Origin of the sequence: Candidatus Avedoeria danica (genome assembly GCA_016703025.1) — a bacterium.
Classification (GTDB): Bacteria; Chloroflexota; Anaerolineae; order Epilineales; family Epilineaceae; genus Avedoeria; species Avedoeria danica.
In genome coordinates, this window is the sequence record JADJCV010000003.1 from 325665 (window position 1) to 343893 (window position 18229).

An 18229-nucleotide genomic window follows, 5' to 3' on the forward strand; every position below is an offset into this window, starting at 1 on the left:
CACGATCACCGCAACCGCACGATGGGATCGATGAGCACCGCCCATCGGTCCACCGGCTCGGCGTGGTCGGGGTCAAGCCTGAGCGAGGCGCTCGTCTCTGGGTGGCGCCAGGCCGCGACGAACGTCTCGAGGTCGACGGTCCAGTACGACGGGCCGTGCAACGTGTTGTCGATGTAGACCCTGCCCTCGTCCAAGTCGATGCCGAGCACACGCGCGAAGTGGGCGTAGTGCGGCGGTTCGCCCGACGGCAGGCCGGTGACGTCGTTGACCTTGATGTCGACGATGACGACCGCGTCGCTCGACACGGCGTAGTAGAGCCGGCCGAGCGTCATGCGGTCGATCGGGCGAACGGCCCAACGGCCGAAGACGCGGCGCAGCGCGGCGGCGTAAGGCGACGGCTGGATCCCGGTGCTCACACCGTAGCGGTCGCCGGCGGCGGCCGTGATCTCGGCGAGGAGCGCCGGCCAGTCGTGCCCGCCGAGGGCGACGGCCGCGGCGATCGGGCCGCACGCGGTGCGGCCGTAGCCGGACGGGGAGGCGTCGATGTCGTCGAACTGCGAGACCTTGGGGTGTGCGTCCAGGTCGACCTGGATGACGCGCGTCGGCGCACCCTCGCGTGCGACGTGGTGCGTCAACTCAGCGATCTGCACGGCGGCGTCGTCAGTGCCTGTGAACGACGGCTCGGGCGCCGACCGCCGCGTGAAGACGGCCGCGGAGCCGAGCGCCAACGCAAACAGCCAAACACCCGTGCCCGGGCGCGACCGCACGTTCGGTCGGTCGACGGAACCGTCGGCGGGTGGGAACGGCTCGGCGGACGCATCGCGCTGGCGGGTCATGCCGCAAGCCTAATGGATGGCGAGCCACGACGCAACGGTTTGCGGTGCGCCGCGGCGCCCGGGTAGGACAAGCACCGACACCTCGTCAGACGAGTCCCACGGGCAGTGCGGCCGCCGGCCGATAGCGGTTTGGTGCCGGTCCCGTTATCTTGAGCGCCACATTGCCGCGCCGTCCATCGGCACTGCAGCGATGCCGTCCGCCCGCGCCAAGGGGCGCATGTCCGCAACCCAGGCACAGGAGTCGTGCGGTGTTCATCCATCCTTTCAAGGGCGATTGGAACGCGTTCACGGGCCAGGTGAAGGAAGCGTTCGACAAAGTGACGGACGACGACATCGTGATGGCCGAGGGCAACGCCGACCACCTCGTCGGTGCCATTCAGAAGCGCTACGGCTACACGCGCGATCAGGCCGACCAGGCATGGCTCGCGTTCACGACGCGGCTCAGCATTGCGGTGATGAACGCCGACGATCACGTGGACGCCTCGGCGGATGTGATCGAGCCGCCGACGGACGGGGATGCGCCGTACGACCCCGACCACCCGCTGCTCACCCCCCGCCGAGGCGCGCATTCGGGACGAGGCGCAGATCGACGTGCGCGAACTGCGCCGGGAGTTCTAGACCGGAAGAAACCCCAGAAGAGATCATGGACGATAAGCGGTCGATTGCAGAGACCGGGTTAGAACCAGTGCCCCATCACAACCTGCGACAAGGAGAACGAACGTGAACTTCATCGCCTGGATCGTCGTCGGCGGCGTCCTCGGGTGGCTCGCCAGCAAAGTCATGCACACGGACAACCAGCAGGGCATCCTCCTGAACGTGATCGTCGGCATCGTCGGCGCGTTCCTGGCCGGGCAGCTCCTGAGCCCGATCTTCGGTGTCCCCACGATCAACCAGGGGGCGTTCAGCCTCGGCGCGATGCTCGTGTCGCTGGCCGGCGCGGTCGTCCTGCTCGGGGTCGTCAACCTGGTGCGCCGCGGCACGGTTCGCTGAGCGCAGATTCGCCGCCGCGCTTCGGAGGTCCGCTTCGATCGCACTTTACGCACGGACATGCCCTCATGGCCGACCCGCGCGCCACTTGGAGGTTCGGATGATCAAACGTTTCCTGGCCGGCCTGATCGCCCTCACGGCGGCGGTCACACTGGCGTACACCCCTCCCCCGTCGCACGCGGCGGTGGTGGCCCCGATCACGAGCGTCGCCGACGCCGAGCAGCAGATCGACTACACGGACGTCACTGCGTTCGACGATCGATTCGAGCCGCGCGTCGTGACGATCACCGTCGGCTCGGCGGTGCGGTGGCGCAACATGGGCGTCCACCCGCACTCGACGACGAGCGACAACGGCTACTGGAGCTGGGGCCTCGTCACCGGCTCGACGTTCAGCATCCGCTTCCTGTCGCCGGGCACGTACGGCTATCACTGCATGTATCACCCGGGCATGACCGGCACCGTCGTCGTCCTGCCCTTCGCGGGGACGCCGACGCCGACACCGACCGGCACGTGGTCGACCCCAACCGGCGTGACGCCCACCGCCCCGTTGCCGACGCCCACCGGCCCGACACCGACCGGCCCGATCCCGACGATCCCGTGGCCGACGCCGCCCCCGCCCCCCATCCCGACATCGCCGGCCGAGGCCGGGGAGATCGTCTTCGACGACACCGCCACCGGCATCCTGCAGGGCCAGACGGATCTGTACGCGGTCCAGCCCTCCGGCGCGGGTCGGCGGCAGCTGACGAACACGGCGGATATGGCCGAGGCGCAGCCGAGCTGGTCGCCCGATCGCCAACATGTGGCGTACACCGCGACGTCCCTCGGCGCGGCCGTGCCGACGGCCTGGGGCATCTGGGTGCTGGACGTGGCCACCGGCGCACGCCGGCAGCTGACGACCGGCCCCGACGACTTCGAGCCGGACTGGCGCCCGGACGGATCGTCCATCCTCTTCACGCACGTCACGCGCATCGGCGGCGCGATCCTCTCCGCCGAGCTGGCCGTCGTGGCGACGGACGGCACGGGCTTTCGTCCGATCGTCCGCCTGTCCGGCGGCGGCACGGTCGGCAACCCGACGTGGTCGCCGGACGGGGCACGGATTGCGTTCACCGTGGACGGCGGGTCCGGCGGCGAGCTGTACGTGGCCAACGCGGACGGCACCGGCGCGCGCCGGCTGCTGGCGCACCCCGGCTGGGACGACATCGATCCGCGCTGGTCCCCTGACGGACGCTACATCGCTTTCTCTGCCGGCCTCAACCAGTTCGGCCCGACGCTGCACGATATCTGGCTGGCCGACCTCGTCACCGGGATCGTCGGCACGGTCGCCCGCCATCCGACATGGGAGCTGCGACGGCCGGCGTGGTCGCCGGACAGCCGGACGCTCGTCTTCACCGCCCGGCATCAGGACTCGCCGCCGCGCTGGGCGATGTACAGCGTGCCGGCCGTCGGCGGCGACGTCTCGGGACCGATTACCAGCGGCGTCGAACCTGACTGGTCGAGCACGGCGCTCGGTGGCTTGCCGACGCCGATGCCCGGCGCCACCGCCACGATGACGCCCCTGCCGACGCCGCCGACGCCGCCGCCGTTCCCGACCATCCCGCCGCCGGAGCCAACCGTGCCGGGCGTCACCCCGACCGTCCCCCCGGTGCCGACGTTCGCCAACCTGACGCCGACGCCCGAGGAGACGCCGACGACCGGTGTGAGCGCTACGCCGACCAAGGGCGCGCCGACGAACACGCCGGCGACGCCGGGTGTGGTGCGTAGGCAGATCTTCCTGCCGTACGCCGTGCACATGTGGGGTCTGAACACGACGCCGTGACCTTGGGTCGCGATCGAGCGCGAAGGGCGGGAGGCGGGGATGGGTTCGCCCATCCCCGCCTCCTGCAGCCTGTGTTCGATACGCACAGACTCGGCCACGAACCGCTCGGCATTGTGCGCGCCCACCCGGACGCGGCATCGATCGTCCATGCGACGCAGCGCTTCTGCCGCCACGAGCCGGGCGCGCACGTGATCCTGAACCGGTAAGGGAGCTGGGCACGGTCGCCGGGGCCACGGCGCCGGCCCGCCAAGCGCGCTTCGCTTACCGTCCGAAGCCGTCAGTGGCCGCGCCACCAGTCCTTGCGCGACCGCGGGTCCATGAACGTGCCGGTGTCCCGGATCGCCACACGAACGGCGTCCGCGGCCGTGCCGAACGCGTCGCCTGCGCGCAAGGCCGGCAGCCGGGCGCGCCCGGCTGCGTTGAGGTGGCCGTAGAGCGCCAGCAGGCGCGGCTCGACGCACACGCCGGTCACGTGGAGGACGTAGCCGCGCGCGACGTTGTCGGAGCGCGTGTAGCTCAGGGTGACGCGACCGTCCGCGGCGTGGATGACGAGGACCTCGAAGCCCTGGCCGATTTCGTATCCGCTGTCCGGCACGTGGAGCGCTTGGCCCGCCGGCACGGTCACGGCGACGAGCGATACCGGCCATACGGTGAGAGGGCCACCACGGCGGTTCGTGGTCCAATCCCAGTCGTGCACGCGGTATAGGCCGCTGAACGTGAGTCGCGCCGGCGCGAACTGGGCCGGCGCAAGGCCGGACAGCTGCGGCGCTTTCCCGTCCGTCGCGCCGGCGTAGTCCACCAGCCCGGCCCCGCCAACCACGGACTCCGGCACCACCTGCACCCAGCCGCGCATGGCCAAGTCGAGGTCCGGATGCGCGTCACCCAGGGCGTGCAGCGGTGGACCCGACAACGGCAGCGAGGCGAACGACGGCGTCGGCAGGAGCGGGCAGCCGGTGGGTGCCGGCGGCGACGTCGGCGCGGCCGGAGGCGACGCGGGCGCGTGGAACACGGCCGGGAGGTGGTGACGGTACTTCAGGATGCGCCCGGGCGCGGCACCGTCCGCCTGTGCCATGGCGATGGGCGGCGTACGCGCGGTCGGCAAGCGGGCGGACATCGTCGTTGTGACCAGGAGTGCGGCGGCGGCACGGGTGACCACGGAGCTACGGTTCATGCGGCAACTGTATACGATGCCGCCGGGGGGCGTCGGCTTGGTGCGTCGCGTCTCCTCGTAGGACCACCCGTCGTAGGACCCGTGACCCGTCGTAGGACCCGCGCCGACGGCCCGTCGGCGGTGTCCTACGGCGCATGTCGCCGTCGGCCGATTGCGGTTGTGCGGAGAGCGGTTATCTTGATTGCGACGCGCGACAAGCATCAAATCACCGCTCACATCGCTGGGCTGGCGGACCGTCGGCAGATAACGGCGCAAGCGTCGCTCGTAGAGCGAGGCCAGCCGGAGATGGTTCGACGCGCGGCTCGGCGCCCTTTGCGATCGCGCGTCACGAACGCAACTTCATCCCAAAGCGCCAAGGAGACAGGACCGATGGCCCTCAACAACATCCACGACCTCTTCGTCAAGGAACTGAACGATCTTCACAGTGCTGAGCTGCAGATCCTCGACGCGCTTCCCAAGCTGTCCAAGGCGGCGCAATCCGCCGAACTGACCAAAGCGTTCGATCACCATCACGCTCAGACCCATGTGCACCGAGATCGCCTCGAGCAGGTGTTCGAATTGGTCGGTGCCAAGCCGTCCGGCGAGAAGTGCAAGGGCATGGCGGGGCTCCTGGCGGAAGGCGAGTCGCTGCTGAAGGAAGCGGCGCCATCGGAGATCCTCGACGCGGCGCTGATCGGTGCCGCACAGCGCGTCGAGCACTACGAGATGGCCGGGTACGGCTGCGCTCGGACGTACGCCCGGATGCTCGGCCTGGATGCCGGCGTCCAGCTGCTCCAGCAGACGCTCGACGAGGAGGGCCAGACAGACCATCTGCTGACCCGCCTGGCCCACACGACGATCAACCCGCGCGTCCCGGCATAGGTCGGCCGCCCGTCCACGAACCGTTCGCCTCGCCTCTTGAAGCGTGCGCACACAGCGTGCGCGCCACACAAGGAGACCTCCCGTGACGACCCCCACCTTCCCCGTCCCCCCGACCTCCCCCGTCCCCCCGACCGCTCCAGTTTCTTCGGCTTCCCCAGGTTCTCCGATGCCCCCCGCTGCGCCGACCCCCTCGCCCAATCCCGCCGGGGTTCCGCCGTCTCCAAATCCGGTTCCTCACCCCGCGACGACCCCGCCGCAGCCCACCCCGCCACAGCCGACTGCGCCGGTGCCCGGCACCGAGGGCCAGCCGCACGTCCCGCCGACGACTCGGCCGCCCGAGTACGTGCCGAACAACCCGCAGCAGCCGCACGACCCCACCGATCCTGGGCTGCCCGACGGTCCGCAGGATCCGTACGAGGCACCGATCACATAACCTGACTTCTTCCCGCAACGGCGCGGCAAAGGGCGCGGCGCTTTCGAGCGTCGCGCCCCCTAGAACACCTTCTTCGCCACCCCCAACACCCCTTGCTTCCACGGCACCCGGTGGCTCACCCCGCTGGCGCCCTCGAACGCCGCGAGGTTGTCCAGGTACCACCGGTAGTTCCGCAGCAACGCGTCCTGGTTCGAGTACCGCGGGCGCCAGCCCAGCACGCGCTCGGCCTTCTCGATGCTGACGAACGAGTCCTTGGACGCCGTCTCGTACACCCACTTGTAGAGCGGCGAGACGCCGAGGCGCTCGAGGATCCGCAGCGTCCAGATCGCCGGCGCCGCGGGCAGTGGAACGATCCGCTTGCCGAAGCCGGCGGCGTCGAGGACCGCTTGGTAGTCCTCCTTCATCGTCGCGAACTCCTTCGCGCCGATGTTGAACACGTCGTCCACCACGTCGTCCGGCAGCGTGCAGCACAGCCAGATCGCGTCGCACAGGTCCTCGACGTCCAGGAGCTGGTAGCGGTTCGTGCCGTCGCCGAGCAGCGGGAAGTTGTGGCCGTCCTTGGCCCAGTCGTAGAACAGGGCGAAGACGCCGAGGCGCTCCGGGCCGACGAACGACTTCGGACGGATGATCGGGACGACGAGGCCCTTGGACCGCATGTCCACGCACATCTGCTCGGCGATGACCTTCGACTCGCCGTACGGCCCGACCCCGTGCAGCGTGTCGTCCTCCTTCAGCGGGTGGTGATCCGGGATTCCGTAAACGGCCGTGGACGAGACATGGACCACCCGCGGCACGCCGTGCGCCAGCGCGCTCTCGAGCACGTTGCGCAGGCCGTCGATGTCCGTCGTGTAGATGTCCTGCGGCGTGTAGAGCGGCAGCGCCGCAGCGGTGTGGATGACCGCGTCGATGCCGGCCATGCACGCGTCGACCGTCGATCGGTGCCGGATGTCGCCGGTGACGGCCGTGATCCGGTGCCGCTCGGGGTAGTCGAAGTCCGCGATGTCCAGAGAGACGACGCGTACCCCGTTCGCCAGCATGTGGCGGACCATGTTGATCCCGAGGAATCCGGCCCCGCCGGTGATGAGGACGGTGCGCGGTGCGCCGGCCGTCGATTGCAGGTTCTTGTCGCCCTTGCTCACGGGTCACATCTCCCCAGGCCTCGATCGGCCCCTTGGCGTTGGTCGCCGCCCCTCAGGCGGCCGCGAATGGTACGGCAAGCACACGCGCCACCGCAAAGCAGTTGCCGATTCCTCGATTCCGGCACCCGTCCCCCATCATCCCGCCAGTCGCTCGAGCTCGATCTCCCCCACCACCTCGTCCACCGCCAGCGTCGGCAGCTCCCCGAGGCGCAGCGCCATGTCGTGCCGCGCCACCAACGTCTCCCAGCGCCGGGCGACGGCCCACAGCTTCCGGAACGGCGCGTCCATCGTCGGCGCGCCCAGCTGCGGCACGAAGGCGTGGATCTCGACCGTCCGGGGCTCGGACCACAGGCGAAGGATTCGCCCGGCCCGCTGCGTCAGCTCGATCGGCGTCCACGCCAGGTCGTAGCTGATCACCGTCGCCGCGTCCTGGAGGTTCACGCCGACTCCCCAGGCATCCGTCGTGATCAGCACGTCGAGGGCATCGGCGCCGGCCGCTCGAACCCCGTTCGCCACCGGCGCGAATGCCGCCACCATCGCGCGCACCTCGCCGATCGGCCGCTGCCGGAACCGCGCGGGCATCGGCGCCATCGCCGGCGGCGCCTGCGGTGCCGCCGGGCCATCGCCCGTCGACGTCGACGTCGACGACGCTTGCGCCCGTCCCGCCAGGTCCGCCCGTCCCGCCCCGACGACCGTGCACCCGACCCGCAGCCCCGGCCGCAGCGCCGCCAGCGCCGCCTCAAGGTAGGCCGCCGACGCCAGCCGCTCGACGAACACGACGGCCTTCCCGCTCGCCGCGCAGCGATCGTCCAGCAGCGCCAGGAGCCGCGCCAGCTTGGGGTCATCGGCCGGCCGGAGCGACCGCAGGGCGCCGACGAGGCCGGCCAGCGCCGCGGCGCGCTCCTCGGCGGTCTGCGCGAAGCGCGCGCGCGCGAAGCCGCCCGGCCCCGGCGTCGCCAGCGTCTTGGCGACGCACTCCGCCAGCGCCCACGGCGAGCTCGTCAGCGACAGCCGGACGGTGCGCTCGATCCCCGACGACGAGCCCTCCAGGCCGAAGGCGCCGGCGTCCAGCGCCGCGGCGATCGCCGGACCGGCGACGATGGGCGTGTTGCGGCGGTGGAGGTGCAGGCGCGGGAAGTAGCGGCGCTTCAGGCCGAACCGGACGAACGTGCCGCCCTCGTCGTGCTCGCCGTACACGCGGGCGACGCTCGGCGTCGTGAGGACCGTGATCACGGGCAGGTGCGCGATGTCCGCCTCGGTGCTGACGTGCCACGCCCGGGCGTCGGGCACCCATTCGGGCATCAGGGCGCGGCTCGGGGCGGTCCGAGGGAGGAGCGTGAGCTGCGTGTTCAGGTTGGCGAGGCCGCGCGAGAACGGCGTGGCCGTCATGAGGAGCACGCGGCAGCCGCTCCGGGCGATGGCGGGCACGAGGCGCGCGAACGCTACCCGCTCCCGGCCGCCGACATCGTCCCGGTCGTCCCGGCTGCCGAAGTCGCTCCGCTCATCCCGCCCGCCCGTCGAGCGGCGGCCGCGGTTGCGCAGGAGGTGGCACTCGTCGATGACGAGGAGCGTGCGCGGCTGGAGGGCGTCCAGCGCCGTCAGGAGCGTGCGCGTGCCGGCGCTGCGGTCCGGGGAGGCGTCGAGCGCGGCGTGGTTCGCGCTCTCGAACGGCAGCCGCGCGGCCTCGAGGTGGGATGCCCACTCGCGGCGCACGGCGTTCGGGGCGATGACCAGGACGCGGTCGACCGCGCCGGTGCGCCGCAGGAGGCGCGCCGCCTCGGTGGCGATGACGGTCTTGCCGAGGCCGGTCGATGCGATGAGGAGCGCACCGCGGTAGCGGGTGAGCTGGGAAAGGATGCGCGCGACGGCGTCCTGCTGGTAGCCGACGGGGTAGCGGTAGTCCGAGCGCGGCAGCGGCACCGGGACGGCGGCGAAGCGGTCCAGCGGCGCGACGACGTCGTCAGGCCTCGGGTTCTTCCTCGTCGTCTTCCCACGCTTCGTCGTCGTCGTCGGCCCAGCCCTCGTCTTCCTCGTCGTCCCAGTCGTCTTCCTCTTCGTCCCACTCCTCGAGGTCGTCGTCCCAAGCCTCATCGTCGTCGTCATCCTCGTCGTCCGCCTCGCCGTCCTCGGGCGGCTCGGCGGGCGGGGCGGCCGGATCGACGGACGCCGGCCCGGCGGTGCGCGCGGCGGGGGGCTCAGCCGAAGGCGATGACGCACCGGGCGAGGCGATCAGGCTGGCGGCCATGGCGGACAACCTCCTCGAGACCTGGCGAGGCGCACCCGGACGGCGCGGGCGGGCGGAAGGCGGTCGACCGCGCGGCCGGGCGGTGAGGATAGGGGGCGACGGCGGCCGGTGTCAAGACGGTGAACGGGGTCGTCGTCCGCCCGGCGAGGTCGGCGCGGACTTGCGTTATACTCTCACCCGGCCCGCCGTCCGTGACCGCCGCATCCGCACGCCAAGCGCGTCGTCCGGCGATCCAAGGCAGGCCGATCCGACAGCCGCCGGAATCCGACCGCACGACCGATCCGAACGCAACCCACGGGAGCCCATCCATGGACACCGCAAGCGATAATGGCAGCGAGCCGCGCATCTTCCTGTCGTATGCCGACAACTTCCCCGAGCACGTCGTCCTCTTCATCCACGGCTACCCGCTCTCCAGCCAGATGTGGGTTCCGCAGCTCGAGGGCCTGGCCGGGACGGTCTGGGGCATCGCCCCCGACCTCCGCGGCTGCGGCGAGTCCGGCACGCCGGGCGGCGCCGTGACGATGACCGACTACGCCGAGGACTGCGTTGCGCTCCTCGACGAGCTCGGCCTCGAGGATCCGGTCGTCGTGTGCGGCCTCTCGATGGGCGGCTACGTCGCGCTCGAGCTCTTTCGCCTGCACCCGGACCGCGTCTCCGCGCTCGTCCTGGCCGCCACGAAGGCCGGCGCCGACACGGACGAGGGCAAGGCCGGGCGCGACAAGAACGCGCAGATCGCGCGCGACGACGGTGTCGAGGCGATCGCCAGCGCCATCCTGCCCAAGATGTTCGCGCCGCAGACCGTGGCGGACGACCCGGAGCTCGTGGCCGAAGTGCGCGAGATCATGACGTCCGGGAGCGTCGAGGGTGTGGTCGGCGCGCTCGAGGCGATGCGCGACCGCATCGACTCGACGCCGACGCTGGCCAAGATCGGTGTCCCGACGCTGGTTCTGCACGGCGCCGACGACCAGCTGATGCCGCCGGCCGAGGGCGAGAAGCTCAAGGCGGGCATCCCCGGCGCCGAGCTCGTCCTGATCGAGGGGGCCGGGCACCTGCTGAACTTGGAACAGCCGGACCTGTTCAACGACGCGCTGCTGGATTTCCTGTCGACGTTGCCGTAGGGACAGGATGGAACGCAGCGCGATGAAGCGGTCGGATCGCACCGGCTGGTTCACCACCGCTGCAGAGTCTCCGGGATCCCCACTCTGGTGGCAACCCCGAGCGTGTCCAATGGTGGTGTACGAGGGTTCGGCAGGCCCGGCTGCGGGTTCGTGAGCGGGTTCGTCAGCGGGGTGCGAAGACAGGCTCGACAACAGGCTCGACAAAAGGGGTGCGCGATGGCCGACCCGACCGCCCCAATCCAGACCACCGTGCCCGGCGCAGATGACGGCGTCGAGGCCGTGGCGCGTGCGCTTCCCAAGTCGCCGCGCCGTGGGCTCGTCGTCCTGTCCACCGAGCGGATCGAGCGGATATGGCTCATCGTGCTCGTGTTGGTCGTCGCCTACACGTTCTACCACATCGTCGACATCTTCCTGGTGCCGATCGTCGTCGCGGCGGTTTTCGCCAGCCTCGGCTATCCGATGCACAGGGAGTGGTTGCGGATCACGCGCAACCGTGCCGGCATCGCCGCGCTTCTGTCGACACTCACCGTCATCGTCCTTGCGATCATCCCGATCTACCTCGTGGCCGCGCTGATCACCACCGAAGCGCGGTCCCTCTTCGCGGGCGCCGAAAGCGGCGTCGTCGGGTTCATCGAACGGACGTCCGGCTGGCTGCAGGCCGTCGTGGCGGGGGGTGAGGGCAGTCCGTTGGGGCGCCTGCCGTTCTTCGGCTGGCTGAAGAACGTCCCGTTGGATCAGCTCATTCAGGGCGATCAGATCCGACAGCTCCTCAGCAGCGCCGGCAGCACCGCCACATCGATCATCAGCTTCACCGGCGCCGGGGCGTTGGCGCTGGCGCTGAACCTCGTCATCGCGTTGTTCACGATGTTCTACTTTTTCAGGGACGGCGAGACGATCCTGCAGCGCGTGATGTACCTCAGCCCGCTGGACAAGCGCTACGAGCAGATGTTCGTCGACCGCCTGATCTCGGTGTCGCGCGCCACGCTCCGCGGCTCGTTCATCGTCGGCCTCGTGCAGGGCAGCCTCGGCGCGCTGACGCTGTGGGCGGTCGGTGCGCCGGCGCCGGTGCTCTGGGGCGTCGTCATGGTCTTCCTGGCGATGATCCCGGTGCTCGGCACGTGGATCATCCTCTACCCGCATGCCATCGTGCTCTACTCGCAGGGCGAGGTGTTGCGCGGCACCGTCGTGCTGTTCATGACGGCCGTCGTCATCACCAACCTGGACAACCTCATCCGCCCGCGGCTCGTCGGCAAGCGCGCGCGGATGCACGACCTGCTCGTCTTCTTCTCGACGCTGGGCGGGATCGCGGTGTACGGCCTGTTCGGCTTCATCATCGGGCCGATCGTCGCCGCGCTGCTCATGGCGCTGCTCGAGATCTACGCGCTCGAGTTCAAGCACCAGCTCGATCTGTCCGATGCCGACGGCGGGTCACCCTCCGACGTCGCCTCGTCCGAGGCCGCTCAGGCAGCCACCGCTCCGGCGACCACCGCTCCGCCCCCGGTCAGCCCGCCGCCTGAACCGCCTGCCACGCCCGCGCGCACCTGAACGCGTCCAGCGACGCGCCGAGCTCGGCCCACTGCCACCGCCGCACGCCTGGCGCGTCCGGATCGTCCAAGTCGGCCAGCGGTGCGGCGGGGTACAGGGCCAGTCGCTCCAGGTGGCCCATCGGCCAGATGATCCCGGGATCGAGGCCGAGGCGCTCGGCCTCGCCCTTGCGCCACGTCTTGAGCTCGAGAAGCCGCTCGCGCGCCGCCGGCGTCCACGGGTTCGTCGCCGTCCGCCGCGGCCAGTGCACCGGTCCGGCGTCACGCCCGCGTTGGATCGCCGCCCGGAGCCGCTCGCGCGCCGCCCCGCGCACCGCGGCGCCCACGCCCCCGATGCGCTCGAGGCGCTCGTCCGGCCGGCTGGCGATCGCAATCAACGCCTCGTTGGAGAGCACGTGGTGGGGCGGCCGGCCGACACGCAGCGCCTCGGTGTCGCGGTAGACCACGAGCTCGCGCAGCACCGCCCGCGCCGGCGGCGTCAGCTCGCGCGCGCCGCGCACGCGCCAGAACGCTTCGGCGGGCGGTGCGGGCGGCTCGTGCCGAGCCGACTCGGCGCGCCGGCATTCCTCGTCCAGCCAGGCCAGCCGGCCGAGCGCGGCGAGGCGGGCCGTGAGCGCGTCGGCCAGGGCCAGCAAGTGGATCACGTCGCCGGCGGCGTAGTCCAGCGCCTCGTCCGGCAGCGGACGGCGCGACCAATCGAAGCGCTGGAGCCGCTTGGGCTTGGGCAGATCGACCCCGAGCACCTCCAGGAGCACGTTGCCGAGGCCGAGATGCGCGTTGCCGGTCAGCTGCGCGGCGATCGAAGTGTCCACCAAGCCGCGGATGTGGAAGTCGAAGTCCCGGTCCAGCGCGCGGACGTCGTAGGACGACGAGTGGACGACGATCGGCACCGCCGGATCGGCCAGCGCGGCGCCGAGGGCGTCGAGGTCAGGCAGCGCCAGCGGATCGAGGAGGAGGACGGAGCCGTCGGGCAGCGCCAGCTGAAGGAGCGCCGTCTGCTCGGGGTAGCGGTGGAAACCGTCGGCCTCGAGGTCGAGCGCCAATCGATCGGCCGCGGCAATCCGCGGCCTGGCCGCCGCCCATGCCGCCTGCGTGTTGACCAGCACCGCCGCCGACGCTTCGGTCACGGCACGCGCGCCGCGTCCAGCAGGCCGTGCGCCATGAGCGCCTCGCGCAGCGCGGCAACGGTGGTGAAGACGACCGTCGCCATCCCGGCGCGCTCGGCGGCGGCGGTGTTGCGCACCCGGTCATCGACGAACAGGATGCGCTCCGGCGCAACGCCCAACGCCGCTGCGGCGCCGAGATAGGCCGCCGCGTCGGGCTTGCGGCGGCCGACGCGATGCGAGAAGCACGCGGCGTCGAAGCGCGGTGCGAATGAGGCCAGGGCGGTGTCGTGGTCCGCGCAGCTGTTCGACAGGAGCCCGACCTTCATCGGTCCATCCGGCGCCGGCGCCGCCCGGAGCGCGTCGACGAGCGCGAGGATCTCGGGATCGATTTCGGCCCACCAGGCGCGCGACAGCAGCTCCGCCAGCGCATCGAGCCGGCCATCGTCCGCCGTGCGGCCGAGGGACTCGATGACGGCCCGCCAGTACGATCGGCCGTCGATCGCGCCGATGGAGTAGCGCTCCCACAGCGGGTACAGCGCCGCACCGTCGCGCGCCGCCTCGACTTCGTCGCGCCGCAGTCCGGGCCACAGCGTCGCGAAGCCGTGCGCCAGCGCGTCGTCGTCGGGATGGGCGATGACGCCCTCCACGTCGAACAGCACAGCCAGCGGGCGTTCGGGGCGATCAGGGCGGCTGGACGCGGACATCGGACCTCCTGCACGGACGGACGCGGGAGTATATGCGGGCGGGGTGTGGGCCGCCAGTGGGACGGGCCCGCCGCGCATGAAGCCGTGCATGCGCCGGCCCGGCGCATGCACGACGTCCCCACGTCCCGACCTCACGGCGCCCCCAACACCGCCGTCCAGCGCGCGTCCGACACCTCGGCCCCCAAGGCCACGCCCACCCCAACCGACTTGAAGGCGCGCCCGAGGAGGATGTCGCGGTGGGCGTCCGAGTCCAGCCACTGCTCCACGGCCGCCTTCGCGGACGCCGAGCCGCAGGCCACCACCTCGCCGTACCGCGCCGGCACGACCCCCACCGCCGCCAGCCGATCTTGAAGGCTTGACCCGTCGCTGCCCTCATGGCTGCACCGGGACGTCGCCCGCAGATCCGCACTGTGGGCACGCGCGGCGTGGGCGAGTGGCGCCGAGATGCGCAGCGCGGGCAGTCGCTTGGTCTTTCGCGCGCGGTTTATCGCCGCGAACAGGGCCTCTTCCGCCGCGTTCGTTCGCACGTCGCCTGCCCCGCGGCGTGATGTGGCCTCGCGTTCAGCCGTCCCCACGGGCGTCGTTCTCCCGTCAGGCGGCGCGGGACGCCGAGCGGTCGAGCCGGCGGCGCAGGACGACGAAGGCGGCTGCCAGCGCGACGACGACGGCCCACCACGCGGAGACGGTGTGGCTCGTGCGCCCGGCCGGCGGGCCGAAGCCGGTCTTGGGCAGCGCCGCGGGCTGCTCCATCGGCACCTGGGTCACGGCATAGAGCCCCATGTCCTGCTCGGCCTCGTTCGCGGCCTTGAGCACGAGGCCCAGCGGCACGCGCACCGTGATCGGCGCCGCGGACACGTTCTTCACGACCAGCGTGCCGGAGCCGTAGTACGGCGCATCCGACGGCAACGCCTTCGGCGCGTCCACGACCTGCCAGCCGTCGACCGTCGCGGTCACGCTGCCGTCCGTGATCGCCTTGTCCAGCGCCACGCCCGTCTCGACGAGCGCGCCCGTGCCCTCGCTCGCGGCGGCCTCGGCCAGTGCCTTGGCCGTGGTCATGTCGACGTCCTTGTCCTTGTAACCCCACGAGCCTTCGATCTGGTGCCAGATGGCGATCTGGGTCTGCAGTACGTCCAGCGTGGCGCTGCGTGCCGCCGCCTTCATCACCTGGACCACGCCCGCTGCTGCGGCCCCGGTGGACACAGTGACGGCCTTGGGGAAGGGCTCGCCGAAGTTCAGGCAGAACGCGTTGATCGGCACCTTGCCCTCAGCGCCGGCCGCCAGCTCGATGGTGGCCTCGGCGGGACGGGTCTGGCGGCTTGGCGCCGCCTGGATGTGGCGCGCGCTGAGGCCGAGGGCCAGCGAGGCGAACACGGTGCATACGAGCACGCGAAACGTCGTGGACACGGAGGGACTCCTTGTGGATTGGGTGATGTGCACGAGCGATGGGCAGTGCCGGGCGCCCGCTCGCACGCCGGTCCGCAGCGAAACGCGGATCGACCCGCGCCCACGCGACACTATCGGCTCGACCGCGATCCGTTGTCAACCGAACGACATCAGCCGAACGAGGCCAGCCAAACGAGGCCAACCAACCGACCGCGACCTTGGCCGCCACCCGCCGGCCTGTCGCTCCAGTTGTCGCCAACGTGTCGCCGCCGCCCTCCCCAAGCCGCCCGCCCCGTCGTACCCTGTGGCCCTCATGCCGCACACGACCCGCATCCGCGACCTCCCGACGGACGACCTGCCCCGCGAGCGCCTCACCCGCCACGGCGGCGGCGCGCTCAGCACGGCCGAGCTCGTCGCCATCGTCGTCCGGAGCGGCGGGCGGGGCAACAGCGCGCTGCAGATCGCCCAGGACCTCGTGGCGCGCTTCGGGCTCCGCGGACTGGCGGACGCGCCGGTCGATGACCTCTGCACCGTCGCCGGCTGCGGGCCGGCCACCGCCGTGCAGATCAAAGCCGCGCTCGAGCTCGGCCGGCGCCTCGTCGTCCCGCCGCCCGACGCCCGCCACCGGATCACCGCCGCCGCCGATATCGCCCGCCTCCTCACCCCCGAGATGGGTTCGCTCGATCAGGAGCACCTGCGCGTCGTCCTCCTCACCACCCGTCACGACATCGTCGCGGTCCACGAGGTGTACAAGGGTTCGGTCAACCAGAGCCAGGTCCGACCGGCCGAGGTCTTCCGTGAGGCGATCCGCCGCAACGCGCCCGCCGTCATCGTCGTCCACAACCACCCCTCGGGCGACCCGGCGCCCAGCCACGACGACATCCTGCTCACCCGCCAGCTCGTCCAAGTCGGCCGCCTGCTCGGCGTCCGGCTGCTGGATCACGTCGTCATCGCCCGGCACGGCTGGGTGAGCTTGCGGGAGGTGGGGCAGGGGTTCGAGGGGGTGTAATACCAATCCGGTGTGGGGCCGCCGTGTGGTCATGTTCTCGAGAGCGCAGCGACGAAATCAACGGCTTCAGCCGTTGATGCCGGCTTTCGCTATAATCCCGCCCGTGACCACCCCTCCGCTGCTCTTCGACGATTACCTCACGCCTGCGCCCCCCTCGGCCGAGGATGCGCCCGTCCCTGTGGGCGCCTCGTCGATCCTCCCCCCCGCCCCGCCCCGCCCCGTCGACGGCCCCGAGCACCGCTCGCCGCACACCGGTTACGTGATGCGCGCCCCGTTCCTGGCCTTCTGGACGAACTTCGGCGCCGCGCTGTGCGGCGAGCCGTTGACGGACGAGGTCCTCATCGACGGGCGGCGGGCGCAGGTCTTCGAGCGGCTCGTCCTCGCCGAGGTCGCGCCCGGGCGCGTCGCGCCGCTGGACATCGGCGCGCAGTGGCTGCAGGCCGCGGCCGACAGCGCCGCCGGGCAGCCGCAGTGGGCGGGCGAGACGCTCGTCATCGGGGACCGCACGGCCGAGTTGGCGCACGGCGACCCGACGGCGGCTTACCCCCGGCGGACACTGTCGGAGATCCGCTACGTCGTCGTTCACCACACCGGCGCGGCGGCCGGCGTCGGGCCGGAGGACATCGCGCGGGAGCACCGGGACGCGCTCGGCTGGCCGGGCATCGGCTACCACTTCGTCGTGGACGCCGACGGCGGGGTGCACCAGACGCAGGACTTGACCGTCGTCAGCCACCACGCGCGACAGTTCAACGGCGTTTCCGTCGGGGTCGCGCTGTGCGGCAACTTCGACGACGCCCCGCCACCGCCCGGACAGCTGGACCGCGCCGCGGCCCTCATCGCCCACCTTGTCGACCGGCTCGGCCTGCCGCTGGACGCCATACGCGGCCACGGCGAGCTCGTGCCGACGCCGTGTCCGGGGCGGACGTACATCGGGGGCTGGCAGCCGATGCTGCTCGACGCCGTGGCCCGCTACGCCGGCCGAGCCGCCCGGCATGCCGCCGTGCGGACGATCGTGCCGCCGGCCGTCCTGCCGACGGCGGCCGCCGAGCCGTGATCGAGGTTCAGGCGCCGCTGCCGCGGTCCGGCTTCCGGGTCAGCCTGCCGGTGTTCGAAGGGCCGATCGACGTGCTCCTCACGCTCATCCAGCGCGCTTCGCTCGACATCAGCACGGTGGCCCTCGCGCGCGTGACGGACAGCTTCCTGCAGTACGTCGCAGCGCTGAACAGCGTCGAGGGCGCCGAGATCGCCGAGTTCTGCGACGTCGCCGCCACGCTCATGGTCATCAAGAGCCGCGCCCTCCTGCCCGCGCCAGGTGCCGAAGCGCCGGACGAGGAGGCCGACGCCGCCGAGCTGATCGAGCGGCTGCATGCCTACCGCCGCCTCCGCCGCGCCGCCGAGGACCTCGGGGCGCGCGAGGCCGCCGGGCTGCGGGCCTACGCGCGGGTCGCGCCGGCGCCCGTCATCGACGCGCCCCCGCCCCCGGCCCCCGCCGACACGACCGCCGACGCCCTCGCCGCGGCGTTCCGCTCGGCGATGGCCGAGGCCAAGGAGCTGGCGGCGGCCGCCAACGTCCCGGTCGGCTCGGCGCCGCGGCCCCATCCCGTCCGGTTGGGCGAGCGCTTCGTCGCGCTGCGCGGCGTCCTCCTCGCGCGCGGCCGGCTGACGTTCCGGGACGCGGTCCTCGAAGGCTGTCCGCCGGGGGTGAGCCTGCGCGAGTTCGTCATCGTCAGCTTCCTGGCCGTGCTCGAGATGCTCCGCCGTTGGGCCATCACCGTGGAACAACCCGAGTTGTTCGGCGAGATCTATATTGAAGCGCAGCCCGGCTTGGCGGACGTGCCCGTGCCGGGCGAGCACGCGACGTTGGACTGACACCTCGG

Annotated in this window: 19 protein-coding genes; 10 read left to right on the forward strand and 9 right to left on the reverse strand. The window is 71.6% G+C overall.

Features of this window, described 5'->3' with window-relative positions; all coding sequences use genetic code 11:
- Window positions 1-5: 5 nt before the first annotated feature.
- Window positions 6-836, reverse strand: coding sequence for a hypothetical protein (locus IPG72_03125; protein MBK6768020.1), 831 nt, complete (start codon window positions 834-836; stop codon window positions 6-8).
- 248 nt (window positions 837-1084) lie between these two features.
- On the opposite strand from IPG72_03125, the gene IPG72_03130 reads away from it, so the two are divergent.
- From IPG72_03130 to IPG72_03140, 3 genes are all read left to right on the forward strand, one after another.
- Entirely contained in the window at window positions 1085-1516 is a 432-nt protein-coding gene (locus tag IPG72_03130; GenBank protein ID MBK6768021.1) for a CsbD family protein, read from the forward strand.
- Window positions 1517-1556: 40 nt separating this feature from the next.
- Entirely contained in the window at window positions 1557-1826 is a 270-nt protein-coding gene (locus tag IPG72_03135; protein MBK6768022.1) for a GlsB/YeaQ/YmgE family stress response membrane protein, read from the forward strand.
- A 97-nt stretch (window positions 1827-1923) separates the two neighbouring features.
- Window positions 1924-3639, forward strand: coding sequence for a PD40 domain-containing protein (locus IPG72_03140; GenBank protein ID MBK6768023.1), 1716 nt, complete (start codon window positions 1924-1926; stop codon window positions 3637-3639).
- A gap of 277 nt (window positions 3640-3916) precedes the next feature.
- On the opposite strand, the gene IPG72_03145 is transcribed toward IPG72_03140, so the two are convergent.
- Window positions 3917-4810 carry a hypothetical protein gene (locus tag IPG72_03145; protein MBK6768024.1) on the reverse strand — a complete coding sequence of 298 codons (894 nt, stop codon included), beginning with the start codon at window positions 4808-4810 and terminating at the stop codon, window positions 3917-3919.
- 369 nt (window positions 4811-5179) lie between these two features.
- Between IPG72_03145 and IPG72_03150 the strand changes: the two genes are divergently transcribed.
- On the forward strand, window positions 5180-5671 hold the full coding sequence (locus IPG72_03150; GenBank protein MBK6768025.1) for a ferritin-like domain-containing protein: 492 nt from the start codon (window positions 5180-5182) through the stop codon (window positions 5669-5671).
- Window positions 5672-5957: 286 nt separating this feature from the next.
- Window positions 5958-6104, forward strand: a complete 147-nt coding sequence (locus IPG72_03155) for a hypothetical protein (GenBank protein MBK6768026.1) — start codon at window positions 5958-5960, stop codon at window positions 6102-6104.
- Between the two features lie 59 nt (window positions 6105-6163).
- On the opposite strand, the gene IPG72_03160 is transcribed toward IPG72_03155, so the two are convergent.
- From IPG72_03160 to IPG72_03170, 3 genes are all read right to left on the reverse strand, one after another.
- Window positions 6164-7153: an NAD-dependent epimerase/dehydratase family protein gene (locus IPG72_03160; GenBank protein MBK6768027.1), complete on the reverse strand. Its 990-nt coding sequence runs from the start codon at window positions 7151-7153 to the stop codon at window positions 6164-6166.
- Between the two features lie 225 nt (window positions 7154-7378).
- A complete protein-coding gene (locus IPG72_03165) occupies window positions 7379-9163 on the reverse strand; it encodes a DEAD/DEAH box helicase (GenBank protein ID MBK6768028.1) in 1785 nt (594 codons plus the stop codon).
- A gap of 40 nt (window positions 9164-9203) precedes the next feature.
- On the reverse strand, window positions 9204-9488 hold the full coding sequence (locus IPG72_03170; GenBank protein MBK6768029.1) for a hypothetical protein: 285 nt from the start codon (window positions 9486-9488) through the stop codon (window positions 9204-9206).
- 308 nt (window positions 9489-9796) lie between these two features.
- Between IPG72_03170 and IPG72_03175 the strand changes: the two genes are divergently transcribed.
- Complete coding sequence (locus tag IPG72_03175) at window positions 9797-10606, forward strand: alpha/beta fold hydrolase (protein ID MBK6768030.1); 810 nt, start codon at window positions 9797-9799, stop codon at window positions 10604-10606.
- Between the two features lie 216 nt (window positions 10607-10822).
- Window positions 10823-12151, forward strand: coding sequence for an AI-2E family transporter (locus IPG72_03180; GenBank protein ID MBK6768031.1), 1329 nt, complete (start codon window positions 10823-10825; stop codon window positions 12149-12151).
- On the opposite strand, the gene IPG72_03185 is transcribed toward IPG72_03180, so the two are convergent.
- The 4 genes from IPG72_03185 to IPG72_03200 form a co-directional block, all read right to left on the reverse strand.
- Window positions 12108-13277, reverse strand: coding sequence for an HRDC domain-containing protein (locus IPG72_03185; GenBank protein MBK6768032.1), 1170 nt, complete (start codon window positions 13275-13277; stop codon window positions 12108-12110). The genes IPG72_03180 and IPG72_03185 overlap by 44 nt on opposite strands.
- Window positions 13274-13960, reverse strand: coding sequence for an HAD-IA family hydrolase (locus IPG72_03190; protein ID MBK6768033.1), 687 nt, complete (start codon window positions 13958-13960; stop codon window positions 13274-13276). Before IPG72_03190 ends, IPG72_03185 begins: the two co-directional genes overlap by 4 nt.
- 131 nt (window positions 13961-14091) lie before the next feature.
- Window positions 14092-14487 (reverse strand): CAP domain-containing protein, encoded by a 396-nt coding sequence (locus tag IPG72_03195; GenBank protein ID MBK6768034.1) that lies wholly within the window; start codon window positions 14485-14487, stop codon window positions 14092-14094.
- 64 nt (window positions 14488-14551) lie between these two features.
- Window positions 14552-15364, reverse strand: coding sequence for a hypothetical protein (locus IPG72_03200; GenBank protein MBK6768035.1), 813 nt, complete (start codon window positions 15362-15364; stop codon window positions 14552-14554).
- A gap of 292 nt (window positions 15365-15656) precedes the next feature.
- On the opposite strand from IPG72_03200, the gene radC reads away from it, so the two are divergent.
- From radC to IPG72_03215, 3 genes are all read left to right on the forward strand, one after another.
- A complete protein-coding gene (gene radC / locus IPG72_03205; protein MBK6768036.1) occupies window positions 15657-16352 on the forward strand; it encodes a DNA repair protein RadC in 696 nt (231 codons plus the stop codon).
- A 103-nt stretch (window positions 16353-16455) separates the two neighbouring features.
- Window positions 16456-17406, forward strand: a complete 951-nt coding sequence (locus IPG72_03210) for an N-acetylmuramoyl-L-alanine amidase (GenBank protein MBK6768037.1) — start codon at window positions 16456-16458, stop codon at window positions 17404-17406.
- The gene (locus IPG72_03215; protein ID MBK6768038.1) at window positions 17403-18221 is read left to right on the forward strand and encodes a segregation/condensation protein A; all 819 of its coding nucleotides are present in this window, start codon (window positions 17403-17405) and stop codon (window positions 18219-18221) included. The genes IPG72_03210 and IPG72_03215 overlap by 4 nt, the downstream gene beginning before the upstream one ends.
- Window positions 18222-18229 lie beyond the last annotated feature (8 nt).

What these genes read in the sequence shown, in the direction of transcription:
- IPG72_03150 (MBK6768025.1), top strand. Translation starts at nt 5,180, where the DNA reads ATGGCCCTCAACAACATCCACGACCTCTTCGTCAAGGAACTGAACGAT.
- radC (MBK6768036.1), top strand. Translation starts at nt 15,657, where the DNA reads ATGCCGCACACGACCCGCATCCGCGACCTCCCGACGGACGACCTGCCC.
- IPG72_03180 (MBK6768031.1), top strand. Translation starts at nt 10,823, where the DNA reads ATGGCCGACCCGACCGCCCCAATCCAGACCACCGTGCCCGGCGCAGAT.
- IPG72_03170 (MBK6768029.1), bottom strand. Translation starts at nt 9,488, where the DNA reads ATGGCCGCCAGCCTGATCGCCTCGCCCGGTGCGTCATCGCCTTCGGCT.
- IPG72_03145 (MBK6768024.1), bottom strand. Translation starts at nt 4,810, where the DNA reads ATGAACCGTAGCTCCGTGGTCACCCGTGCCGCCGCCGCACTCCTGGTC.
- IPG72_03140 (MBK6768023.1), top strand. Translation starts at nt 1,924, where the DNA reads ATGATCAAACGTTTCCTGGCCGGCCTGATCGCCCTCACGGCGGCGGTC.
- IPG72_03190 (MBK6768033.1), bottom strand. Translation starts at nt 13,960, where the DNA reads ATGTCCGCGTCCAGCCGCCCTGATCGCCCCGAACGCCCGCTGGCTGTG.
- IPG72_03175 (MBK6768030.1), top strand. Translation starts at nt 9,797, where the DNA reads ATGGACACCGCAAGCGATAATGGCAGCGAGCCGCGCATCTTCCTGTCG.
- IPG72_03125 (MBK6768020.1), bottom strand. Translation starts at nt 836, where the DNA reads ATGACCCGCCAGCGCGATGCGTCCGCCGAGCCGTTCCCACCCGCCGAC.
- IPG72_03160 (MBK6768027.1), bottom strand. Translation starts at nt 7,153, where the DNA reads ATGGTCCGCCACATGCTGGCGAACGGGGTACGCGTCGTCTCTCTGGAC.